General features: G+C 50.5%; 19 protein-coding genes. 7 read left to right on the forward strand and 12 right to left on the reverse strand.

The features are described 5' to 3' along the window. Positions 1 to 241 precede the first annotated feature (241 nt). Positions 242 to 1,153 carry a L,D-transpeptidase family protein gene (locus tag NYE29_RS03750; protein ID WP_340894444.1) on the reverse strand — a complete coding sequence of 304 codons (912 nt, stop codon included), beginning with the start codon at positions 1,151 to 1,153 and terminating at the stop codon, positions 242 to 244. Positions 1,154 to 1,359: 206 nt separating this feature from the next. On the opposite strand from NYE29_RS03750, the gene NYE29_RS03755 reads away from it, so the two are divergent. Beyond that, positions 1,360 to 1,809 carry a hypothetical protein gene (locus NYE29_RS03755; RefSeq protein WP_256718240.1) on the forward strand — a complete coding sequence of 150 codons (450 nt, stop codon included), beginning with the start codon at positions 1,360 to 1,362 and terminating at the stop codon, positions 1,807 to 1,809. A 100-nt stretch (positions 1,810 to 1,909) separates the two neighbouring features. On the opposite strand, the gene NYE29_RS03760 is transcribed toward NYE29_RS03755, so the two are convergent. Both NYE29_RS03760 and NYE29_RS03765 read right to left on the reverse strand, forming a co-directional pair. Further along, a complete protein-coding gene (locus tag NYE29_RS03760; RefSeq protein ID WP_340894446.1) occupies positions 1,910 to 2,878 on the reverse strand; it encodes a sugar kinase in 969 nt (322 codons plus the stop codon). Then, on the reverse strand, positions 2,875 to 3,930 hold the full coding sequence (locus tag NYE29_RS03765) for an SPFH domain-containing protein (RefSeq protein ID WP_038586865.1): 1,056 nt from the start codon (positions 3,928 to 3,930) through the stop codon (positions 2,875 to 2,877). The genes NYE29_RS03760 and NYE29_RS03765 overlap by 4 nt, the downstream gene beginning before the upstream one ends. Positions 3,931 to 4,212: 282 nt before the next feature. Between NYE29_RS03765 and NYE29_RS03770 the strand changes: the two genes are divergently transcribed. Both NYE29_RS03770 and NYE29_RS03775 read left to right on the forward strand, forming a co-directional pair. Continuing rightward, the gene (locus NYE29_RS03770) at positions 4,213 to 5,241 is read left to right on the forward strand and encodes an ABC transporter substrate-binding protein (RefSeq protein WP_340894449.1); all 1,029 of its coding nucleotides are present in this window, start codon (positions 4,213 to 4,215) and stop codon (positions 5,239 to 5,241) included. Positions 5,242 to 5,427: 186 nt separating this feature from the next. Further along, positions 5,428 to 7,047 (forward strand): AraC family transcriptional regulator, encoded by a 1,620-nt coding sequence (locus tag NYE29_RS03775; RefSeq protein ID WP_340894451.1) that lies wholly within the window; start codon positions 5,428 to 5,430, stop codon positions 7,045 to 7,047. A 24-nt stretch (positions 7,048 to 7,071) separates the two neighbouring features. Here NYE29_RS03775 and NYE29_RS03780 read toward each other — a convergent pair whose 3' ends face one another. Beyond that, positions 7,072 to 7,767 (reverse strand): copper homeostasis protein CutC, encoded by a 696-nt coding sequence (locus NYE29_RS03780; protein ID WP_340894453.1) that lies wholly within the window; start codon positions 7,765 to 7,767, stop codon positions 7,072 to 7,074. A 143-nt stretch (positions 7,768 to 7,910) separates the two neighbouring features. Between NYE29_RS03780 and NYE29_RS03785 the strand changes: the two genes are divergently transcribed. Further along, on the forward strand, positions 7,911 to 8,420 hold the full coding sequence (locus NYE29_RS03785) for a GNAT family N-acetyltransferase (RefSeq protein ID WP_340894454.1): 510 nt from the start codon (positions 7,911 to 7,913) through the stop codon (positions 8,418 to 8,420). 392 nt (positions 8,421 to 8,812) lie between these two features. Here the strand turns inward: NYE29_RS03785 and NYE29_RS03790 are convergent, their stop codons facing one another. From NYE29_RS03790 to NYE29_RS03810, 5 genes are all read right to left on the reverse strand, one after another. Beyond that, entirely contained in the window at positions 8,813 to 9,781 is a 969-nt protein-coding gene (locus NYE29_RS03790; protein WP_340894455.1) for a sugar phosphate isomerase/epimerase family protein, read from the reverse strand. Next, entirely contained in the window at positions 9,782 to 10,513 is a 732-nt protein-coding gene (locus NYE29_RS03795) for a ThuA domain-containing protein (RefSeq protein ID WP_076113685.1), read from the reverse strand. It abuts the gene before it with no gap. 343 nt (positions 10,514 to 10,856) lie between these two features. Beyond that, complete coding sequence (locus NYE29_RS03800; protein ID WP_038586849.1) at positions 10,857 to 11,933, reverse strand: Gfo/Idh/MocA family protein; 1,077 nt, start codon at positions 11,931 to 11,933, stop codon at positions 10,857 to 10,859. Positions 11,934 to 11,972: 39 nt separating this feature from the next. Continuing rightward, a complete protein-coding gene (locus tag NYE29_RS03805; protein WP_340894457.1) occupies positions 11,973 to 12,890 on the reverse strand; it encodes an AraC family transcriptional regulator in 918 nt (305 codons plus the stop codon). A gap of 148 nt (positions 12,891 to 13,038) precedes the next feature. Further along, complete coding sequence (locus NYE29_RS03810; protein ID WP_340894459.1) at positions 13,039 to 13,491, reverse strand: YhcH/YjgK/YiaL family protein; 453 nt, start codon at positions 13,489 to 13,491, stop codon at positions 13,039 to 13,041. A 281-nt stretch (positions 13,492 to 13,772) separates the two neighbouring features. Between NYE29_RS03810 and NYE29_RS03815 the strand changes: the two genes are divergently transcribed. Beyond that, positions 13,773 to 14,381 (forward strand): hypothetical protein, encoded by a 609-nt coding sequence (locus NYE29_RS03815; protein WP_340894460.1) that lies wholly within the window; start codon positions 13,773 to 13,775, stop codon positions 14,379 to 14,381. A 69-nt stretch (positions 14,382 to 14,450) separates the two neighbouring features. Here the strand turns inward: NYE29_RS03815 and NYE29_RS03820 are convergent, their stop codons facing one another. The 3 genes from NYE29_RS03820 to NYE29_RS03830 form a co-directional block, all read right to left on the reverse strand. Further along, complete coding sequence (locus tag NYE29_RS03820) at positions 14,451 to 15,578, reverse strand: family 10 glycosylhydrolase (RefSeq protein WP_340894461.1); 1,128 nt, start codon at positions 15,576 to 15,578, stop codon at positions 14,451 to 14,453. Between the two features lie 105 nt (positions 15,579 to 15,683). Further along, complete coding sequence (locus NYE29_RS03825) at positions 15,684 to 17,456, reverse strand: sensor histidine kinase (protein WP_340894463.1); 1,773 nt, start codon at positions 17,454 to 17,456, stop codon at positions 15,684 to 15,686. Positions 17,457 to 17,476: 20 nt separating this feature from the next. Next, positions 17,477 to 19,057, reverse strand: coding sequence for a response regulator (locus NYE29_RS03830; protein WP_340894464.1), 1,581 nt, complete (start codon positions 19,055 to 19,057; stop codon positions 17,477 to 17,479). 313 nt (positions 19,058 to 19,370) lie between these two features. Between NYE29_RS03830 and NYE29_RS03835 the strand changes: the two genes are divergently transcribed. Together NYE29_RS03835 and NYE29_RS03840 are read left to right on the forward strand one after the other, a co-directional pair. After that, positions 19,371 to 20,234: an ABC transporter permease gene (locus NYE29_RS03835; protein WP_038598724.1), complete on the forward strand. Its 864-nt coding sequence runs from the start codon at positions 19,371 to 19,373 to the stop codon at positions 20,232 to 20,234. Between the two features lie 44 nt (positions 20,235 to 20,278). Beyond that, positions 20,279 to 21,172 carry a carbohydrate ABC transporter permease gene (locus NYE29_RS03840; protein WP_038586830.1) on the forward strand — a complete coding sequence of 298 codons (894 nt, stop codon included), beginning with the start codon at positions 20,279 to 20,281 and terminating at the stop codon, positions 21,170 to 21,172. Positions 21,173 to 21,224 lie beyond the last annotated feature (52 nt).

A 21,224-nucleotide genomic window follows, 5' to 3' on the forward strand; every position in this document is an offset into this window, starting at 1 on the left:
TACCTATAACTTCAATATTTATTCTGTAAATCCTGCCCTATCCCCGGTGACAGGATCAGTCGCAACCCTGGTGAATATTTGGACTTCCAAAAAGCGGACACTACCGTTACTCCAGTTCCAAAATTCCTCTTCACTGCTCCTTTCCTTTATCTAAAGTTTTTAAGTTCAATCTATATATGTTAAAAAGACCGCAGCCGGATGCCCTCCCGTCTGCGGTCATACAATTACGATGAACGTTACATTAGTCCGCGAAAGTCACTGTCTGCTCTTTCGGCTTCCAGGTGAACTGCAATCCGAATAGCCCGGTGACGTTGTCCAGCGGAATGAGCAGCCTGCTGCTCTCCAGCCGTGAAGCTGTTATTGCAACCACTTTTCCATTAACTACCGCTTGAGCAGTCTGAGGTTTATGAATCACGGTGCGATCCCCGATGGTAATAATAAGTGCACCGGTCCCTGGCTGAAGTTTCAATGTTCCGCCCCAGAGAGCGACGGATTCTCTTAGAGGTATAAAGACTTTGGAGTCCTCCACTACAAAAGGATCCTTTAGCTTTACACTTTCACCGTGAATGATGAACGTCCCGGCGAACACTTTATGGCCGAGGGTATAACCTGCTTTGGTAGCAATGGTTTCCATATCCGATGAGGAGGACGTAATAATAACGGTTGTATTCTTGGCCACCCGCGGATACAGCCAGTGGATATCGTCATTATGCATCCGGATGCAGCCGGCGCTGACATATTTGCCGATGGAGGATTCATTATTGTTGCCGTGAATGGCATAGGTTGTGCCCATCGTGCCGTTCACTTTCAGTCCGAGCCAGCGGTCACCGAGCGGATTGGCCGGATCTCCGCCGGGAATCTTCTCCTTGTAGTAAGGTCTGTTCTTGACCTTGACCACAATCGGAAAGCTGCCTTCAGGGGTCAGGCTTTTAGTTTTGCCCGTTGCAACCGGAAAAATTTTCTCCAGCTTGCCGCCGCTGAAATAACCGAGTTTGTTTGTCTTCTTGTTGACAATGATCAGCTCTGACGACGCTGCCTTTGCTGCCGCCGCTCCGGTAAAGCAAGCCGTAAACAGCAGCACAAACATTAGCGCCAGCTTGAGACTGCGTGCCCAATAAGCCTTGCACCAGCCGGCCGTATCATGCAGATTCATGTTGCCCCACCTCCAGGTTATGGGTGATTATGGAAACTCATCTACATAGACGAAATCAGGGTTCATTAGTTGCACCGCTGCCTGTACCTATTCGTTCTTGTTTGTCCCATACTCCCGAAAACTGAATAGGTATGAATATTCCGCCGACCCCTCAGAGATAATAAATCCGCAAGTTCAAACTCAAACGCCCAAGGAGGCAAATTACTTTGAATTCAAACCTTTCCAGCCAGATTAGTCATTGCGAGCAAATCATTCAACAGCTTGTGAGCCAGACACAGCAAGCCAGCCAGAATTATCAGCAGCTTCTCCAGCAGGAGCAGCAAAATGCGGTAAGACTGGAAGAACTGGCCCAACGTGAGCACAAGGCGAGTCAAATTATTCAAAATGCGCTGCAGGGCCATAACACAGCCATTCAGCAGCTGCAGCAGGTTACACAGACGCTTAGACAGCTTGAGCAGTCCTCTCAATTTGCCGGAAATACTACAGGCGCTCAAAGCTTTAACCCGTCCTTTAACCCTTCCTATGGTCAACAGCAGCCTATGCATGCGGTGCATACCCCGCTGAACCCGTCGTTCAATCCGATGCCATCGCATACCGGTTCTCCTACCGGCCAGAACTATGGCTCATTGATGAATCAAGGACGGAGCTTTCAATAGGACTTGCTTATCTTTCGAAAAGGCTGTCTCCGGCAGATTATTCTGCTTGAGACAGCCTTTTGTGCTTATCTATACGGCAAATCGGCTGTTGACCCTAGCTTCACACTACCAGTCTTCCTCTTTTCTCAGCCAGACTGATGGTTGCCTCCACCCCGGAATTGAACTCCAGAAAGTCGCTTTCAACTCCATCGCTGAAAATGACTCCGTCCTCCGGCATCTGCGAGGTAATCCGCAGCGGCTGCTGAGCGCCGATCTGCCCGAAGACAACTCCCGCGGAGGTCGTACAGCTGGGGAAAGGTTCCCGCACCGTGAAATAAAGATGCGGATGATCCCAGGCCAGCCGCTGCCCGGAACCGGCCAAGCCAAGTATTGCCTCCGCTTCCGCATCCACTTGCAGCCCGGCTGCGCTGCGGACAATGCCCGTCGCTCCGGCGAGGACGCTCTTGAGCCAGCCGGTGGAACCCATCCCGGTGGAGACAATGATGCCGCTGGAGGACTGCTGCTCGGTTACATCATTCAGTTGAAGCTGGTAACGTGCAGACACATGGGTTTTGCGGCCGATGAACAAATCATTGACGCCGTACAGGCTCTGGCCGTCATTAAGCTCCGCCCGGGCAAGCGTCACTTCGCGCACCTGGCGCTGGCCCCGGAACACCTCAGGCAGAAGGAGCCGCAGATCCTTGACGGTAAACGGCAGCAGTACTCCATCCCAGCGCTGCGGATCGGGATTGACACCGATCAGCGGCTGCTCCCGCAAGTATTTCAGTGTATTGGCTACAAGTCCGTCCTGCCCAAGTACAACCACTGTATCCTCGTCACCGAAGATGAAATTCGGGACATGCTGCCGCTCCAGCAGCTGAACTCTGCCTATGGCGCTCAGCTCAATCACTGCCGTCTCGACCGCCTTGCGGTAATGATGATCCTCGCTGATATAGTCGCTGAAATCCGCACCCAGCCGCTCAATATAGAACTGGGCCTGCTGGATCGTATTGTAGCGGACCACCAGCTCTTCCAGCCGTGTTTTGCGTTTGATCAGAATGGTTTTATTCTCGGACATCCGTCCGCTCATCGCCCTCCCGCTCCTCTCGCCGCACCCGCACCGTTTCCGGCCGATCCGGCCATAATTCCCTGCAGAAGATCCGGGGTAATGTTCAGCTGGCCGATCTTCCCGGCATTCTCAGCCAGTTCCTGGAAGGCGATGGCGATCAGCTTATCCGGCTTCATGCCGACATTGGTCAGTGCCTGCAGCACATTTGGCGATACCCCCTGCAGCGAATTCATGACCGCCGACAGCTCGTAGGCTTTGGCATCCGCTTCCGCTCTTTGGTTGGCCACAGTGAGTTCGATCAGCTCCTGCTTCTTCTCTTCCAGTGCGGTATCGAAGCTGAGCTGCTCTTCCTTCATTTCGTTCTGCTTTTGCTTTACTGAACGCTCTGCATCCAGCTGGGTCTCACGGATCTGCTTCTTCTTCGTCTCAACAGCAATCTCCGTATTCAGCTCATTCTCCTTCACCCGCCGCTCCTGCTCAATGGAGGCATTGCGCCGTTCATACAGCGCATTGTCTGCGCTGCGGAGAATTTCTTCTCTGGCCTGCGCCTCCAGTGCACGAAGGGTCTCCTTGTTCGGAACAATCGCCAGAATCGACAGCCCCATCAGCTCGATCCCCAGCTTCTCAATTTCCGCGTTCCGTTCAATCTCCCCGGTAATGGTCTTGGCCAGACGTTCGCTTGACTGGATGGCTTCCCGCAGGGGCAGTTGCTCCAGCTGCTTCTTGGTCAGCACCTTGGCGATGTTGATGACCCGCTGGGCCAGCTTGCCGGGATCATCGGACAGGTACGTGTTCTTTTTCAAATTGTAGGTATAATTGAGGATTTGTGTGGTCTTGCGGTAATCGACGATCCGGTAGGTCAGCTGGCCCTGGACGGTCACCGTCTGGTAATCGCTCGTAATCTCTTCGAACATAAACGGGACATCAATCGAGGATACCGGCACTACAACAACCGACGTGGTCGGCACGTAATAATGAAAAGAAAGACCGATGCCTTCACGAACGACTTTGCCGTTCTTCACCTTGAGTACATAATCACTGGGCTGGAATTTCACGAATCGGAATCCGAACATAGTCAAAACCTCCCGGTTTATGTTATTAACATTTTGTTATTAACAACAGTTTAGCATGAATATTTGATATTATCAAGTTGTTAATAACATATCGTAACTTAATTTATTTTGAAGAAGCGCAACTAGTTCTCCCCATCCGGGAGCAACAGATTTGTACAAAATGAAAGGACAGTTTGAATTTTGTCCATTGAGTAAAGAACGGGTTTCCTTTAAGATTGGTTTCTAACGAGAATGATTATCATTATTGTTAATCGTTATATATTTCTGGGGAGGCAAGATTCTATGAAAAAGGCAAGACAACCCTTCGCCGCGTTATGTGTCATCTTCGTGATGAGCACCCTTCTGCTCGCGTGCGGAAATTCAGAGGAACCATCTGCCGGCAATGCTGCGGCTAACTCTGCCGGCAGCAATACAGCCGCGAGCGCATCACCTGCTCCGGAGGCATCCGACGCTGGCACTGGTGAAGCTGCAGCGAAAACCCGCTCCTATACGGATTACAAAGGCCATACAGTGGAGATTCCGGTTACACCGAAACGTGTAGTTTACTCCGGAGAAACCTATGGTGACTTACTGGCATTGGGTGTGCAAGCAGTCGGTTATCCGCTTTCGATGGGCGATGGCCAGGTGTTCGAAGACCAATTGAAGGGTGTCGAGGATGTAGGATTCCCGATTAACCTGGAGAAGACTTTGTCGCTTCAACCCGACTTGATTATCTATGCAGGAACGGACGAAGCGGATTTCGAGGCATTGTCCAAAATTGCACCCACTGTAATCTTCGATACTTTCGCCCCGCTGCAGGAACGGATGGCGGAAATCGGCGGACTTCTTGATAAATCGGCTGAAGCGGAAGCCTGGCTGGCCCAGTACAAGTCAAAGGAAACCGCCATGTGGGAGCAATTGAAAAGTGACGGTCTGATGAAAGAGGGAGAAACCGCAGCCGTCTTCACCTATTATCCCGGTGACCGGCTGTTCGTAATGGCCACAACCGGACTGTCGCAGGTGCTGTATGGTGAGAATGGCTTCAAGCCAACCCCCGCGATCCAGAAGGTACTTGACGAAGGTATGGGATTCCAGGAAGTATCTATGGAGGCGATTGAACAATATTCCGGAGACCGGATCTTCCTGCTGACTCCTGTTGCCGATGAAGCCAAGCAATCCACAGAAGCAATGCTGAAAAGTCAGGTGTGGAAAAGTCTTCCCGCTGTTAAGAACGGCTATGTCTACACACAAGACATTATGAAGACATCAAGCGATGCAACTACCCGGGAATGGCTGCTGGGAGAAATCCCTAAATTGCTGAATAATAAATAATTCATCCCTTTTTAAGGGTCCCGGTGTTTAAACGGGGACATATATAAAACAAAGAAGCTTGTCAACGCCAGTTGATAAGCTTCTTTGTTTTATATACAATGTATTTATTGATAATCATTCTCATTATTGAAGGGAGACCGTACCTTGCAGCATCCCTCATCGCCACCTCTCCCTCTTCGCTCGCTATTGTTTCAGCTGTCCAACGCCGAACTGATTATTCAGCCTGCCGACTCCTGCCCAGTACAGCAGACACCACTCTGTCATACGCTTCTTGTCTTTACGGGCGGCAGCGGAGTGCTGCATATTGGCGGCCAGATTGCGCCGCTGAGTGCCGATAAGTGTTACCTGCTGTCTCCCGGAACCTCCTATAGCGCGGACAATCCGGAGATGACCCTGTATTATTACCTTATCTCTTTTACAGCCATTCATGCGGCCGAACTTCCGGAGCGTTATGCCGGGGAGTTGCTGCCGGGCAGACGGGAATTAATCGTTCATCCGTTCACCAGAGTCATCCGCCTGGCGGAAGAACTGGCGATGAAGGAAAACAGCGGCGACGATGTGCAGCACTACAAGCAGCAATTGAAATTTCAGGAACTGCTGCTGCTGCTCTTCGAGCACAATTATCCTTCCGGACAGCTGCCAAGTCCTGCAGAATCTGTGGAAAGAACTGTGGAGTATATGCAGAAGCACTATATGGAGAGCATCACGGTGAAGCAGCTGGCAGAACTTGCGGGCATCTCGCTCTGGCAGTATACTCCGCTCTTCCAAAAGCTTACCGGCACAAAACCGCTCGATTATCTGACCGAGCTGCGCATTCACCATTCGAAGCAATTTTTACTGGACTCCGCCGAACCCCTGCGGGAAATTGCCCGGCAGGTTGGCTTCTCTGATGAATATTATTTCAGCCGCCGCTTCCGCCAGAAGACCGGGGTCACCCCCGGACAATACGCCTATACGCAGCGCCGGAAACCGACGGTCAAGGATTGGACTGGCCATCAGGTGGAAATCCCTGAACGGCCACGACGCATTGTCTATCACGGAGAAACGCTGGGCGATCTGCTCGCGTTAGGCGTGAAGCCTGTCGGCGGAGATGAGGCTTTTGCGCGGAACAGCGTTTATAAGCACCGGCTCAAGAAGCTGGCTAATGTTGGTTTTCCGCTGGACCCGCAGCTGACTGCCTCATTAAACCCCGATCTGATTATCTTCGCCAACGCGGATGAGCGGGCATACCGGGTCGTCTCAAGCATAGCTCCGGCACTGACCTTCGATTCTTTCGCACCACTCGAACAGCGGATGCGGATACTGGGAAGCTGGCTGGGCAAGCAGCGTGAAGCCGAGGCTTGGCTGGCATCCTTCCATGCCAAAAACGCCGCCATGTGGCAGCGTCTTTACGAGGAAACACTCCAGCCCGGAGAGACGGCCTCCGCGCTGATATACGACCACGGAAACCATCTGTTCGCCATGGGAAGGACCGGGCTTTCCAGTGCCCTATATGCCCCTGGCGGCCTACAGCCGACTGAGGTAATCCGGGGCATTCTGGATCAAGAGCTCGGATTCGCCGAGGTCGATCCGGCGCAGCTGCATGCCTATGCGGGAGACCGGATCTTCATGCTCATTCCGGAGCGTAAGGACTCGCGTGAGGCCATGGAGCAGCTGATGCGGAGCCCGCTCTGGAACAGCCTTCCCGCCGTGCGGAAAGGCCAAGTCTATCTGCTAGAGAACGCGAAATGGAACTCTGCAGACGCGTTAACCCGGGAGAAGCTGCTCAATCTGCTGCCCAAGCTGCTAGGCGGTCAGCCGGTATGAACGAAGGAGCTGCCTACATTCAGTTCACTTTCCCCATAGATCCAGAATCGAACGGACTTCCTGCAGCCGCCCGGGATCAATCGGCCGCAGCGGATCGCCTTCTTCTCTTACGGCGGACCCGAAATGCACCCGTTCCACAGCTGTTTCACCCAGAAACTCCCTCAGGCCAGAAGCTGTGAGGCCGCTTCCGGCCAGAATGGAGACGGATTTCGCGGAGGATAAACGCTCAAGCACCGCAATCCTTTCCGCGCCTTCGGGCGCAGTCCGCTGCCCTCCGGAGGTCAGAATATCTGTCACCTGAGGGTAGCGTGACAGAATCTCCAGGGCTTCGAGCTGATCCTCGGCCTCGTCAAAGGCCCGGTGGAAGGTCACCTCCATGCCGTCTGCAGCCTGAAGCAGCTGCTTGAGCTGCTCTTCATCCACCGTCCGGTCGCGGCGGAGCATTCCCATGACCACCGACAGCCCTCCTATGGCGGCAATATGGCGGATGTCGCGCAGCATTGTCTCCACATCCGCCTTGTCATACCGGAAAGACCGGGCATGCGGCCGCACCATGACTCTGACCGGGATGCCCACGGCTTCGCGCACGCCTTCCATCAGCCCCAGGCTGGGAGTCAGTCCCCCCTCCAGGATGCCTGAAATCAGCTCAATCCGGTCTGCTCCATGCCGTTCAGCAAGAACGGCATCATTTACGGTCGTTGCAATGACCTCTAACAGCATTGCTCCACTTCCTCTCCTTGATTATATTCATCCCTGCCTTTTTTCTTTTGTTAATCTACATCCCATAAGTATAATGAGAATGATACAGAATTCATCCTATTGTATTTAGCTGTTACATTTTATTGGTGAAAGGAACTAATCCGATGACCCCTAAAATCAATGTTGTACTATTGGAAACATTACTGCCGGAGACAGAGCTTGAATTGAGCGGGCTGTTGACAGAAGTAGTGGAAGATGGCGCCTCGATCGGATTTCTCCCTCCGGTCACAGCTGAGGAGGCTTCAGCCTATTGGAAAAGCGTCCCTGATCCGCATGTGCTGCTCTGGACAGCAATGGAGGGCGACAAAATCGCGGGTACAGTGCAGCTCCATTTAGCCGCCAAAGCCAATGCCCGGCACCGCGCGGAAATTGCCAAACTGATGGTTCATCCGGAGCACCGCCGCAAGGGCATCGCCGGACTGCTGCTCGATACCGCCGAACAAGCCGCAGCGGCAGCAGACAGAACACTGCTTGTGCTGGATACGCGGGAAGGCGATCCCTCCAACCTGCTCTATCAATCACGGGGATACATCGAGGCAGGCCGAATCCCGAATTATTGCCGGTCAGCCAACGGGCAACTGGATGCTACGGTATTATATTATAAGTTAATTTGAACAAAAAAAGGCACACTCATCTTTGCCAGGGCACATGTCGAAATAGAAGCTATATAAGCTGAACTAAAGAATGATGGCATGCTTACTGATGAAACGCGGGTCAATGGTTTCACCAATACAGTAAGTTAGATTATTAAGTTCACTCTATATAGTAAATAAGCTTGCTCACTTAAGGCTGGATAAAAAAGAACCTGCATCATTGTATAACGTGCAGTATTTTCACTAGCCTGAAGCGATCGGACACCTTCCAACATGTTGCGTGCGTGCAGCGGAATCAAGTGCACCTTTACCCTTCATTCCGCCTTGCAGCTCGCGTGCGGTTAAAATAAAAGCCGGTGTTTCTGCGAATCGCAGAAACACCGGCTTTTGCTATAGACAGAGCTATAATCCCTTTACGCCCACCACATATCCAGTGGCTGGTCGCGGATAAGAATGGACTGCAAATTGGTGACAGCCCGGTAGAATCCTTCATCCACTGACATCAGCGGATCTTCATGCTCAATGCTTACCACATAGTCGTAGCCGTAAGTGCGCAGCGCACTCATAATATCCGACCATTCGGAGATGCTGTGCCCGCAGCCTACGGAGCGGAAGGTCCAGGCCCGGGTCTGGACATCCCCATAAGGCTGCATATCGGTCAGGCCGTACATGTTGATGTTATCCTGGTCAAGATAGGTATCCTTAGCGTGAAAATGATGGATCGCACCTGCCTTGCCGAGAATCTTGATCGCCCCTACCGGATCAATGCCCTGCCACCACAGATGGCTCGGATCGAGATTCGCACCAATGGCATCGCAGGTAGCTTCTCTCAGCTTGAGGATCGTATATGGCGTATGGCACAGGAAGCCGCCGTGCAGCTCGATACCGATCTTGACTCCATGCTCTTCGGCCAGCTTGCCGATTTCCTTCCAGTACGGAATCAGCTTCTGTTCCCACTGCCAGGTCAAAATATCGCTGTATACGGTAGGCCAAGGAGTTACCGGCCAGTTAGGTGCTTTGGCGTCGTCACTGTCCCCGGCAGTACCTGAGAACGTATTGACAACCGGTACGCCCATGAGCGAAGCCAGCTTGATCGACTTGCGCAGAATTTCGTCGCCTTGGCGGGCTTCTTCCTTATCCGGTGAAATCGGGTTATTGTGGCAGCTGAAAGCGCTGATGATAATCCCGCGTTTGGTGAATTGTTCGAGATAGGCCTCGCGGGCCGATTCGCTGGCCAGCAGCTCGTCGGTCGGACAGTGCGCATTGCCCGGATTGCCTCCCGAGCCGATTTCCACGGCATTCAGACCAGCAGCAGCAATTTTATCGAGCATCTCTTCGAGCGTTAAGCTTCCGAATACCGGATCAAATACACCTAACTTCATTTATATTCCCACCTTTTCTCTGATTGGCTCCAAAGCTTCGGAATGGCCGTACACCGGATAATCACGTTTGGTCGGAGCACACCAATTGACGCCATTGATAATCACTTTTTGAATTTCCTTGTTGTAATAGGTCGGATGTGATTCATGGCCCGGTTGGAAATAAAAAATCTTCCCGCTTCCACGCCGGTAAGTCGAACCGCTCGGGAACACATTGCCCCCCTCGAACCAGCCTACAAAGATGAGGCTCTCCGGTGCCGGCACATCAAAATGCGCCCCGTACATCTCTTCCTGCTCCAGGTCGATGTATTCGCCGATGCCTTCGGCAATCGGGTGGCTCGGGTCCATTACCCAGAGACGTTCCTTCTCTTCTGCTTCGCGCCATTTCAGGTCGCAGCTGGTGCCCATCAGCTTCATGAAGATTTTGGACATGTGGCCGGAGTGAAGCACAATCAGCCCCATTCCCTTCAGAACCCGGTTGTACACGCGGCTTACAATCTCGTCGCTGACCTCCTGATGGGCAACATGCCCCCACCAGACCAGCACATCCGTATTCTCCAGCACCTCTTCCGTCAAGCCATGCTCCGGCTCGTCCAGGGTTGCTGTTGCTGTATCAAAGCCTGCTTCCTGCAGGAATCCGGCCAGTTGTCCGTGAATTCCCTGCGGATACACCCGGCGGATTCGTTCCTCCTGCAATTCATGACGGTATTCATTCCATATGGTTACTCTGGTCACTTTGGACACACTCCTAATTTGAGATAAATTCAGGGATATGCTGAGTTATCCGTTAATGCAAAATCGATAAGCATAAAATACATGTGGGACTTTAATGTCCTACGTTTCTTAAAGCGGGAAAATCACCCGCTAAATACATGGCTATGTTCATTTCTCGACACTTAAAGGGAAATTGGCCCTTTAATTCTGCCGGGTTCGGTGAATTTGAAAGATCCTTGAAAATTAGCGTGCTCAATTCCCCTTACTTGTCATCTGGATCTGCCAGACTCTCAATTAGCGGGCCGTTTTCCTGTTAATGTATGAAGCATGAGGCAGGATATCCTTCATTATTACTCAAAATTCTTTAGTCAAAAAACACCGGCATTCCGGTCTCTGACGATTTGTAGATCGCCTCCAGAATACGTGTAACCACCAGCGCCTGCTCCGGTTTCACCACTGGCTCGGTGTCGTTCACAATGCTGCGGATCCACTGCTCGGCTTCAACCACTGCAGGATCATCTCCGGCACCGTCGTAGAAGTCAACGCCAGCCGCATCAAGTCCGATATACTTCTCGAACGTCTTGCCATAAGCCTCTCCGTTAATGCGCAGCCCCTTCTCCATATCCGCTCCGCCTTCCGTGCCGCAGAGCGCGGTCTTGGCTTCGCCGACATCCAGCGTGTTCAGCGCCCAGCTGGCTTCAAGCACGATCGTTGCGCCATTCTCCATCGTAATGAAGCCGATGGCGGAGTCTTCAACGGTGAATTTCTCCGGGTCCCACGGCCCCCAGGCGTTTGCGGCATTTTTGCGGCCGGACAGCTTGTGGTAGGCATTGCCCACGGCATACTTCGGCTTGTAGTTGTCCATCATCCACAGGGTCAAATCAAGAGCATGGGTGCCGATATCGATCAGCGGACCGCCGCCTTGCGCTTCTTCATCGAGAAATACGCCCCAGGTCGGAACCGCACGGCGGCGGATGGCCTTCGCTTTGGCATAATAAATCTCTCCAAGCTCGTTGTTCTCGCATACGGCATGCAGATACGCTGAATCAGCTCTGAACCGGTTCTGATATCCGATCGTCAGCTTCTTGCCGGTGCGCTTCGCAGCATCAATCATCGCCTGGGCTTCCGCAGTCGTCTTGGCCATTGGCTTCTCGCACATTACATGCTTGCCGGCCTCCATGGACGCAATCGAAATCTCCGCATGGGAAATGTTCGGCGTACATACGTGAATCACATCTATGTTTGCATCCTTAAGCAGCTCTCTATAATCGCTGTATACCGCAGCGTTGGCATCTCCGTAATCCGCTTTGGCCTGCTCGGCACGTTCAGGAACGATATCGCAGAAAGCTACCATCACCGCACCTTCCACTTTTTTGAGCGCAGGCATATGTTTGCCGTTCGCGATGCCGCCGCAGCCAATAATTCCAACTTTTAAAGTCATTCTCTCTTAACCTCCACTTGTTGATGTAATATCTCTATCTTACAAATCCGCGGAAGGGCTTTCTTCCTGCAATCTTGCCCTGTTATTCCTGAATATTGTCTTATGGTATTTCAGGGGCGATATCCCCGTCGCTTCCTTGAAAAAATGATGAAAAGTCTTCACGCTGCCAAACCCCGCCGCTTCCGCCACGGCAGACATGGGCAGATTCTGATTGAGCAGAATCCACTTGGCTTTATTCAGCCGGTATTCATTCAGAAAGGCGACAAAGGTCATGCCCGTATTCTTCTTGAACAGCTTGGTAAAATAATACGGGCTGAAGCCCATGTGCCCGGCTACCTCGTTTAGCGTAATCGGTTCCTGGTAATGCTGCTCGACATAGATGAAGATCCGCTCCAGCCGTTCCAGCGTTTCCCGCGACTGAATCTGAGTATCCTCCGAGAACTTGGGCCCTCTGTTGCTTCTATTCTTCGGCACTTCCCGCATAATAACCGTCAACAGCTCGAACAGTCTCGCCTTGATGAGATAAGCATAGCCTTCACGCCGCTGCGTATCCTCCTCGTATATGCTCTCCAGAAGGCCAATCACCTTCGTTGCTACCGCTTCCGGCCAGCTTGAACTGGATTGCTCCATCTCTGTGAACAGATCACGAAGCGAATATTCATTGCTGCCGGGCGCAGTAACCTCCTGGAACAGTCCGAGATCAAACTGGATCACAAACCGTTCACTTTCAGGCGAGGCGAGGAAATAGTGCACATCTCCGCCATTGATAAACTGTATTTCACCCTGTTCCATGCGGATCGGGGTATCATTTATTCCCAGATTTAGTCTTCCCTTGGTGACATAGATGATTTCGATTTCTTTATGCCAATGCGGATATGTGAGATCGTCACCTCCGCAGACTAAACTGCGGAAGGGGAAATGCTTATCCACATCCGGAAGTTCGAGATAAATATTCATTAGCGCGGCTCCTTGTCCGGGTAATTAGCTGTAATTAAAATTTCATTGAACCCCACTTTATCTTATCCCCCGGCAGAGGACACATCAAGAGGCGCAAAAAAGAGCCCCGCGGGGCTCTTTTTCACACCATATTTATATCGAAAACAAATCAGAGTTTAATCTTCAAAACAACCTTCCGCACCGCTTCCTTCTTCCCCGCTTCAATCCCTGTCATATGCCCGTCCTGCGGATAGCAGACGACAAGCGCTCCCGGACCTACGGTTACCGCCGACACCAGCTCGCCCGTAAAGAACACCGCATCTTTCTCGGCGCTGTATTCATCTCTAACCTTAAGCTGCTCAATAACGGAATAACCGATGCGCTCCGTACCTTCAAGAATATAATGCAGATCAAGATTGATCCGGTGGGCTTCCCAGAAGCAGTCTCCGGTGTCCTTGGTCTCGTATTCATTGATGAAATAGAACATTTCTTCATTCACATCATGGCGGCCTGCAGCCAGTCCTGCAAAGTCCGTATCCCGCAGAAACTGCAGTCCACGCTGAATTTTCTCTCCGTAAGCAGCCTCATTCTCCAGCAAATGCCCCAATGTATCCACTATCATGCCCGAAATCCTCCTATATTCTCTTATATATCCCCGTTTTGCGGAATAGAAAAAGAATAGTTGATCTCTCGCGGCAGGTCTATGTATTTGTTCACGTACCCCCGGCATAGATTCTTAATAAGCTCGCAAAACTTAAGTCTATGCTTTCGAAGTGGGTTTTGTTCGAAGTGGATTCAATGAGGTCTAAGCTCACAAAACTTAAGTCTATGCTTTCGTAGTGAGTTTTGTTCGAAGTGGATTCAATGAGGTCTAAGCTCGCAAAACTTTTAGGAGGCGGTATAATGCTCATTATCCTGATGTACATGTTCGCCGCACTGGGTGTAGGCTTGCTGCTGGCGGCAGCGGTGCTGCGGCATAAACTGTCCGATCCTTCGTCTGACTTGAACAAGCTGATCCATACACTGGCTGATTTTAACCTTAAATTCAGCAAGCGGTTCATCACTCCAGACAAATCTCATATCATTGCCCTGGATGAAGGAGGCAAGCAGCTCGCTATCGGCATGTATTCCCCTGACAACCATGAAACGGCCTCAGCTGCACTTTACACCTTTGATGTGATCCTAGGCTCTGAAATTGTTGAGAACGCCCTCACCCTGACCAAAGTCAGCAAAACCAGCCGGATTACCAGCAGCGGCGCAAAGGCCGGCACAGGTAAAATGCTGAATGCTGCCGCAGTCTACGGAACCGCTAACAGACAGGAAGACGGAAAACCCGAGGAAATTATTGAGCTTACGCTTAAAATCTACCTCAGCAGCAAGGATACGCCCGTACTGTCGATTCCCTTTCTTCCAAGGCAGGTACCAGCCAAAAAATCGGACCTGGAATACTCCCAGGCCCTTATGGAAGTACAGCATGTGCATGAGATGATCCGGGATATTGTCTCAGCATAGTTACTGTGCGGTCATCACCGCAGTTGCGTTCTATGCCGGCGGGGTAAAGCTAAAGTTCAACTTATATAGCTACCAGTTTGCGCGCTTATTGATATTCTTCATATCCGTATTCGTCCACTTGCCATAAATGAAAAAAGCCAGATTTGAAATGTCGGGGAAGTTGGAGCGGATTCCCTGTTGTACGTTTTTATACTGGGCATCGGTCCAATCGGTATCTAACGCGGCAATGATTTCGGCATTGCCGATTTTTTGCCGGGTCTGGCTTAGTATACCTTCGCTGTCATAAACCCAGCTTTGCGGAAATTCCCAATCGTCGAAATAGGCCATCGGAGAAACGAAATCCATGTATGGCATAAATTTGGCGGCATCCTGTCCGACTTCCACAAACTCCGGCGGCAGAATATAAGCCCCGAAAAAGAGTCCTGGCGTAATCCCGTCCAAATCGTTTTTCACATCACGCACATACTCCCCAAGCTTGGTCGTTCTCCACTCATTCCACTCCTCCCGTTTCGCATTATCCGAAGCAAAGTTAATGGTAATCGGATCATAGCCGTATTGATTTTTATACTGTGTTCTCGTGTAATCACCCATATCCATGTTGTAATTGTCAAAGCGGAGCCAGTCCAGGACAATGCCATCAACATCATAATTTGCCGCAACTTCTTTGATGATGGAGCGCTCATAGGCTTGCCCACCAGGATGGAGCGGATTCACAAAATATTCAGTGCCATTGGAGCCTGTAAAAGGTTTCACCTTGCCGTCCACAAGCGCGCGCATCTGCCACTCGCTGTTCTTGTCAAAGGCCGCACGGTCGTGGAACTGCGGAATCCATGCCCTCACCTGAATATTCTTTTTATGTGCCTCAGCAATAACATCCTTGACTGCGTCAAAATTGGAGTATCCCGAAGCGACCGGTGCAATCTTGCTCTTATAAAATGCATAGCCGGACGGAACCTCCTCATCCTCATCCTGCTTCACACTCAAATTGATGACGGAAATATTGTTTTTTGCCGCATTGTTCACGAAGCTGACTACATCATTATGGTTTTTGAAATTGGCGCCTGTCCGCACGATGATCTCGGATACGAAGGGTCCTGTTTGGGCAGATGTTGTCTGGGCCGGAACACTCAGCATAAAGCTCAGCAGCAGCGCGGGCAGGGCCATCAGCAAAGTCCGTTTTCTTTTACCTTTAGTCATTGTTTTCTCCGCCTTTCTATAATTAGATGGAGTGCAGATTAGATGTTACGAATTCCTTATTCCTCCTCCTTCCCAGACAGACTGAAAGCTCGGAAAGCTTCTGCCTTATCCCTGTGTCCCGTCGTTGCCGGTGAGCTCTGTATGATGAAAGTAAGGGATAGTGATTTGAACAGTTGTTCCGATTCCAAGCCGGCTGTAGAGAAAGACACCGTATGAATCGCCAAATTGCAGCTTGATTCTCTGGTCGACGTTGCGGATGCCATACCCCATCTTGATCCCGCTTGGAGAGAAAATCTGCCGGATGGTTTCCTTAGTCATACCGATGCCGTCGTCAATCACCTTGAATACAATTCCCTGCTGACCAGCCTCCGCCGTAATGCGGATATGAATGGTCTCCCCGTAAAAAGCATGCTCAAGAATATTCTCCACAAAGGGCTGCAAAATCAGCCTTACAGTATCAAAACCCAGCACCTTCTGGTCAATATCGAAATTAAAGTTGAGATGATCCTCATATTTGATTTTCTGGATGTCAATATAGGTCTGTACATGCTGCAGCTCCTTCTCGACCGGGATCATCGTCCTGCCCTCATTCAGTGTCAGCCTGTAGAATTTCGCAAGGCCGCTGACCATCGAACGGATTTTACTGATCTCACCGAACTGTGCCAGACGGTTTATGGAAGAAAACGAGTTATACAAAAAGTGGGGATTGATCTGTGCCTGAAGAATTTCCAGCTCTGCTTCCTTCTTGTGCAGGTTGGAGAGGTATACTTCCTGAATCAGGCGGTTCATATTCTCCCCCATATTATTTAGTGCCAGGGAGATCTGATTAAATTCGTCATTTCCCCGGTAACTAAGCCTTTTATGCAAATCCCCTTCTTGAAAGGAACGGAGAACAGACACAATTTTGACGACACGCCGGGAAAAATAGCCGGACAGCAGCATACCTGCTGCGGAAAAGAAACCGATCATGATCAGGCAGACGAGAATGGTTACGCTTTTGACCTTCTGGATATCCTGCTCCAAAACTTCATTGGGGATATTGACCGCAAGCGTCCAGTTCAGCTCCTCGACCGGCGCCTTGATTTGCAGATAATCCTTGCTCTCCAGCAGTGGAATTTGCTCGGGTTTCATATTTTTATCCCCTGAAGAAAGGTGGATAATGTCATGATTTTCATTTTCTATATACACTGTACTGCCCTTGCGGAACTTATCATCTTTCACACTTTCAAGAAGATCGGCAAGCTTGACGGTAATCCGGACAAAACCAAATGGACTCGGTGCAGTGGGCTCATACGTGTCCATTAATCTGCGGAGCAAGGAAATATTCCCGTAGGACTCATCATCTTCGATCTGGCGCCACTGCATCGTTACCCCGTATTGCTCCCGGGGAAAACCGCTGAACCAGGGCTTGCCCAGAATCCGCTTTTGGTGAAACAGCTGGTAGAACCTCCCCTTCCGCAGCGGGTCCATCCCTTCGTAAGAATAGTAAACCTCGGGTATAGTCTCATTCTGAATATACAAGGACAGTGCAATGTTGCGGTTAGAGGAATGCACCGTATTTTGCAGCATCGGGATCAAATAGCTCTGCAGCGTCTCAAAGCTGTACCAGCCGTCATCGTAGCGCCTTAAGGAATCCGCCAGTGTGCGGTCATAATACAGTGAGTCCGTCAGCCGCTTGGTATCCTCCACCTTATAACGGATATTATCCTGAATCTGCTGAAGCGTGCCCCGGATATTGGCCTTTGTCTGTGTTCGGATGGATTCAACCGCCGTGTTATAAGCAAAGGCACCGACAAAAGCAACCGGGACAATCAGCAGTACAATATAAGAAATCATCAGCTTGTAGCCGAATGACAGAAACCGTTTCTTTTGCTTCATAGGCCGCTGTTCTCCTTTGTTCAGCACTGCTTACGGTAATCCCCCGGTGTCATCCCATATTTGTCTTTAAACTGCCTGCTGAAATAAGTCAGGTTTTTATAGCCAACCCTTCCGGCCACCTCGAAAATTTTATATTGGGGATTCTGCAGTAAAGTGCAGGCTTTCTCCAGCCGCTTCTCCACCACGTAATCGCTGAAATTAATGCCCGTTCCCTGCTTGAACAGCACCCCGAGATGATTCGGGGAAAAGCTAAACAGATTGCTCACATCCCGGAGTGCGATATTCTGGTCCAGATGCTTCTCCACATAGGCGCAGACCGATTCAAGCAGCTTATTATTTTTCTTTTGCTTCTTTACATGCAGTGTTTCAGAGATTTCAAATACCCTCCGTCGCAGCCAGGACTGGATATCATCCATGGTTTCGAATTTGAACAAAATGTCCAGGTTCTCCATTCGCATGCCCAGCATCTGGAACAGATTCTCGTTCAGTCCTGCCAGATAGGCATCCAGCCGGGAGATAATCTGAATGGCAAAGTTGTAGACGGTAGATTTGGACTTCATCCGGCGGACCAAGGCGAATACATTCTCAAGTTCATCGTGCAGCTGGACAAGCCTGTAATTCGACATTGCGGCAAACAGGGCATCCAGCGTCATTTCGAGACTCTGCACGTCCTCCACGCTGCCTGACTCCAGCTCGGAAAATTGGATCAGACGGCTTTTGCCCGCAAGCATTTTATAATCAAGCGCCTGCTTCGCCTGCTGATAAGAGGTGTGAATTGAAGCGGTGGAAGCTGCTGTGCTGCTCAGGCCTATTGTGATGGTGACCGGAAACCGGAGCCCAATAAGTTCAATTAAACCGCTGAGCAGCGCTTCACATTCCGCCAATTCCTCCATCTGCAGTACAAGCGCACATTCACGGCTGGAAAGCCTGCACAGCGACCAGATCCGGCACTCTGTGCAATAATCCAGTACCGTTTGATACAGCTGATTGACGATCTGCCTCGCCTCCAGCTCGCTGTATGCATTCAGCTTCCAGGCCACATCATCAATCTCAATCACGGCGACCCGCTGCGGAGCAGATGGGCTAATTCCGCATTGCACAAGGACTAGATCATCCATGGTTTCTGCTCCGTCTTGCTGACCATCCAGCAGGCCAAGCAGCCTGTTGTTCTTAAGTACAGGCAAGGTCTTATAGTAATCCGATTCCAGTCTCGACTGCTGGGCCTCATGATCCAGCTGGGCCTTCACCTTCTGCAGCACCTCGATCATTTCTTCATCCTCTACGGGCTTCAGGACATAACTCTGCACATTCAGCTCCATCGCCTGCTTGGCATAGTGGAAGTCTTCGTAACCGCTTACAAATATGATTTTCAGCTGTGGGAGCAGCTGCAATGCTTCACGGGACAGCTCCAGACCGGACATAATCGGCATCCGGATATCGGTGATCAGAATATCAACATGATGATTTCGGATATAATCCAGCGCAGCGAAACCGCTGCTCACCACCGCTGCCACATTCATCTGCAGATCCTTCCAGGGTATAAAGTGCTGCATCCCTCTTAAATCCAGCACTTCATCATCTGACAGCAATACGTTATACATGTTTGACCTCCAATCCGGCCGTGTGATCAAAGCCAACAATTTCTATTGATCACATCATATAACATTTCATTTTTACCGTGTTGCAAAACCTTCATCCTCATTGCAGAAGTCTACAAATCGTTGTTCTTATCAGTGTTTTTGCCGGAACGGTTCCTATACTATGAATTTCAGCAGAGAAATTTGCAAAGGAAGTGTTCAGATGAAAAAAAGCATCGTCACGTCTTCACCACCGGGAGTCCCTCCGGGCGTACGACCGGAAGCCAGCCGCAAATCCTTCTGGTTCAGATTCTCCAGGCAGCTGGATCTTCAACTGATGGTCATCCCGGCAATGATTCTTATCGTGATCTTTTCTTATCTGCCGATGTACGGGGTGCTGATGGCTTTTCAGGATTACGATATTTTTCAAGGATTTCTGCACAGCCCATGGGTAGGCTTCAAGTATTTCCAGATGTTCTTCGAGGCACCCGAATTCTGGACCGTCATGCGCAATACGATTGTGATTAGTGCCCTGAGACTCCTCATCGGATTTCCGGCACCTATACTGCTGGCGCTTATCCTGAACGAAGTGATTCACTCGCGCTTCAAACGGATGATCCAGACCATCAGCTACCTGCCCCACTTCCTGTCCTGGGTCATCGTGTCCGGATTTGTGACCTCCATGCTGGCAACCGATAACGGAAGCGTGAACATGCTGCTGCAAAAGCTGCATTTAATCAGCGAGCCTGTCAATTTCCTGTCCATTCCCGGCTACTTCTGGGCCATCCTGATCGGAACAGGAATCTGGAAGGAGATCGGTTTCTCCGGCATCGTATATCTGGCCGCCATTGCCGGCATCAATCCCGAAATTTACGAAGCAGCCTCCATCGACGGAGCAAACCGCTTGAAGAAAATTTGGTACATTACCCTGCCCGGTATTTCCGGGGTAGTTACGATCTTCATGATTCTCGCAGTTGGCGACATCTTGAGCGCAGGCTTTGAGGACATCCTGCTCCTGGCCAAAAACCCTGTACTTCAGGACGTGTCCGATGTCATTGATACTTACGTCTACCGCGTTGGTATCCGCAACTCGCTTTTCTCCTACGCCGCCGCAGTCGGTTTATTCAAGTCGATAATCAGCGTCTTTTTGCTCACAGTTGCCAATCGGATAGCCCGTAAACTGGGACACAGTCTGTGGTAGTCTTCGGCATCGCAACTACACATTGAAATGCAGGTGATCACGGCATGAAAAACAGTCTTTCTGACAATTTGTTTCTCAGTCTCATTTACTCCATGCTCATTCTCATGGCTTTTGTAATGTTGTATCCGTTCTGGAATTCGATCGTTATCTCATTCAACGTGGGTTTGGACACGACGCGTGGGGGGATCACCTTTTGGCCCAGACAATTCACTCTGGAGAATTACATTGTAGTGTTTCAGGATAAGCGGCTAATGACAGGCTTCCTTATTTCCGTGCTGAGAACGGGGATTGGCACAATTCTATCCATTGCCTGTACATCAATCTTTGCCTATGGCATGTCCAAGAAACAGCTCATGGGACGGAAAGGGTATATGATCCTGTGCATCATCACGATGTACTTCAGCGGAGGATTGATCCCCTCCTTTCTGATTAACCGTGAGCTGGGCCTGATGAATAATTTCTGGGTCATGATTGTTCCGAATATAATCAGCGTCTGGAACATGATCATTTTCCGCACGTTTTTTCTCGAACTGCCGGAAGGCTTGGAGGAATCGGCGAAAATCGACGGCTGCGGCCACTTCGGCATCTTTTTCAAAATTGTCATCCCGATTTCAGGTCCGGTGATCGCCACACTCTCTCTATTTGCTGCAGTATGGCACTGGAATGACTGGTTTACGGCCAGCATTTACATCACTTCCGGGCATCTGCTCCCGATTCAAACGCTGCTTCAGCAAATTCTAAGCTCCAACATTATGTCTGAACAGATGATGCAGACCAATGCAGCCGCTCAAGGCCACATGGCCCGGCTCCAAAGCGTCACAACCAAATCGCTCACCATGTCCACCATGCTGGTAGCAACGGTACCGATTTTGCTCGTTTATCCATTTTTGCAGAAATATTTTACCAAGGGCGTCATGATCGGTTCCATTAAAGAATGAACTTGGATAAGATCGGTGTAGCCATCATAGCTCACGGCTTTTTCATAAAAAA

It is taken from the genome of Paenibacillus sp. FSL M7-1046, from assembly GCF_038007405.1.
GTDB lineage: Bacteria > Bacillota > Bacilli > Paenibacillales > Paenibacillaceae > Paenibacillus_AQ.

What these genes read in the sequence shown, in the direction of transcription:
- NYE29_RS03820 (WP_340894461.1), bottom strand. Translation starts at nt 15,578, where the DNA reads ATGACTAAAGGTAAAAGAAAACGGACTTTGCTGATGGCCCTGCCCGCG.
- NYE29_RS03770 (WP_340894449.1), top strand. Translation starts at nt 4,213, where the DNA reads ATGAAAAAGGCAAGACAACCCTTCGCCGCGTTATGTGTCATCTTCGTG.
- NYE29_RS03790 (WP_340894455.1), bottom strand. Translation starts at nt 9,781, where the DNA reads ATGAAGTTAGGTGTATTTGATCCGGTATTCGGAAGCTTAACGCTCGAA.
- NYE29_RS03815 (WP_340894460.1), top strand. Translation starts at nt 13,773, where the DNA reads ATGCTCATTATCCTGATGTACATGTTCGCCGCACTGGGTGTAGGCTTG.
- NYE29_RS03840 (WP_038586830.1), top strand. Translation starts at nt 20,279, where the DNA reads ATGAAAAACAGTCTTTCTGACAATTTGTTTCTCAGTCTCATTTACTCC.
- NYE29_RS03800 (WP_038586849.1), bottom strand. Translation starts at nt 11,933, where the DNA reads ATGACTTTAAAAGTTGGAATTATTGGCTGCGGCGGCATCGCGAACGGC.
- NYE29_RS03760 (WP_340894446.1), bottom strand. Translation starts at nt 2,878, where the DNA reads ATGAGCGGACGGATGTCCGAGAATAAAACCATTCTGATCAAACGCAAA.
- NYE29_RS03835 (WP_038598724.1), top strand. Translation starts at nt 19,371, where the DNA reads ATGGTCATCCCGGCAATGATTCTTATCGTGATCTTTTCTTATCTGCCG.
- NYE29_RS03805 (WP_340894457.1), bottom strand. Translation starts at nt 12,890, where the DNA reads ATGAATATTTATCTCGAACTTCCGGATGTGGATAAGCATTTCCCCTTC.
- NYE29_RS03830 (WP_340894464.1), bottom strand. Translation starts at nt 19,057, where the DNA reads ATGTATAACGTATTGCTGTCAGATGATGAAGTGCTGGATTTAAGAGGG.
- NYE29_RS03750 (WP_340894444.1), bottom strand. Translation starts at nt 1,153, where the DNA reads ATGAATCTGCATGATACGGCCGGCTGGTGCAAGGCTTATTGGGCACGC.
- NYE29_RS03780 (WP_340894453.1), bottom strand. Translation starts at nt 7,767, where the DNA reads ATGCTGTTAGAGGTCATTGCAACGACCGTAAATGATGCCGTTCTTGCT.
- NYE29_RS03785 (WP_340894454.1), top strand. Translation starts at nt 7,911, where the DNA reads ATGACCCCTAAAATCAATGTTGTACTATTGGAAACATTACTGCCGGAG.
- NYE29_RS03765 (WP_038586865.1), bottom strand. Translation starts at nt 3,930, where the DNA reads ATGTTCGGATTCCGATTCGTGAAATTCCAGCCCAGTGATTATGTACTC.
- NYE29_RS03810 (WP_340894459.1), bottom strand. Translation starts at nt 13,491, where the DNA reads ATGATAGTGGATACATTGGGGCATTTGCTGGAGAATGAGGCTGCTTAC.
- NYE29_RS03825 (WP_340894463.1), bottom strand. Translation starts at nt 17,456, where the DNA reads ATGAAGCAAAAGAAACGGTTTCTGTCATTCGGCTACAAGCTGATGATT.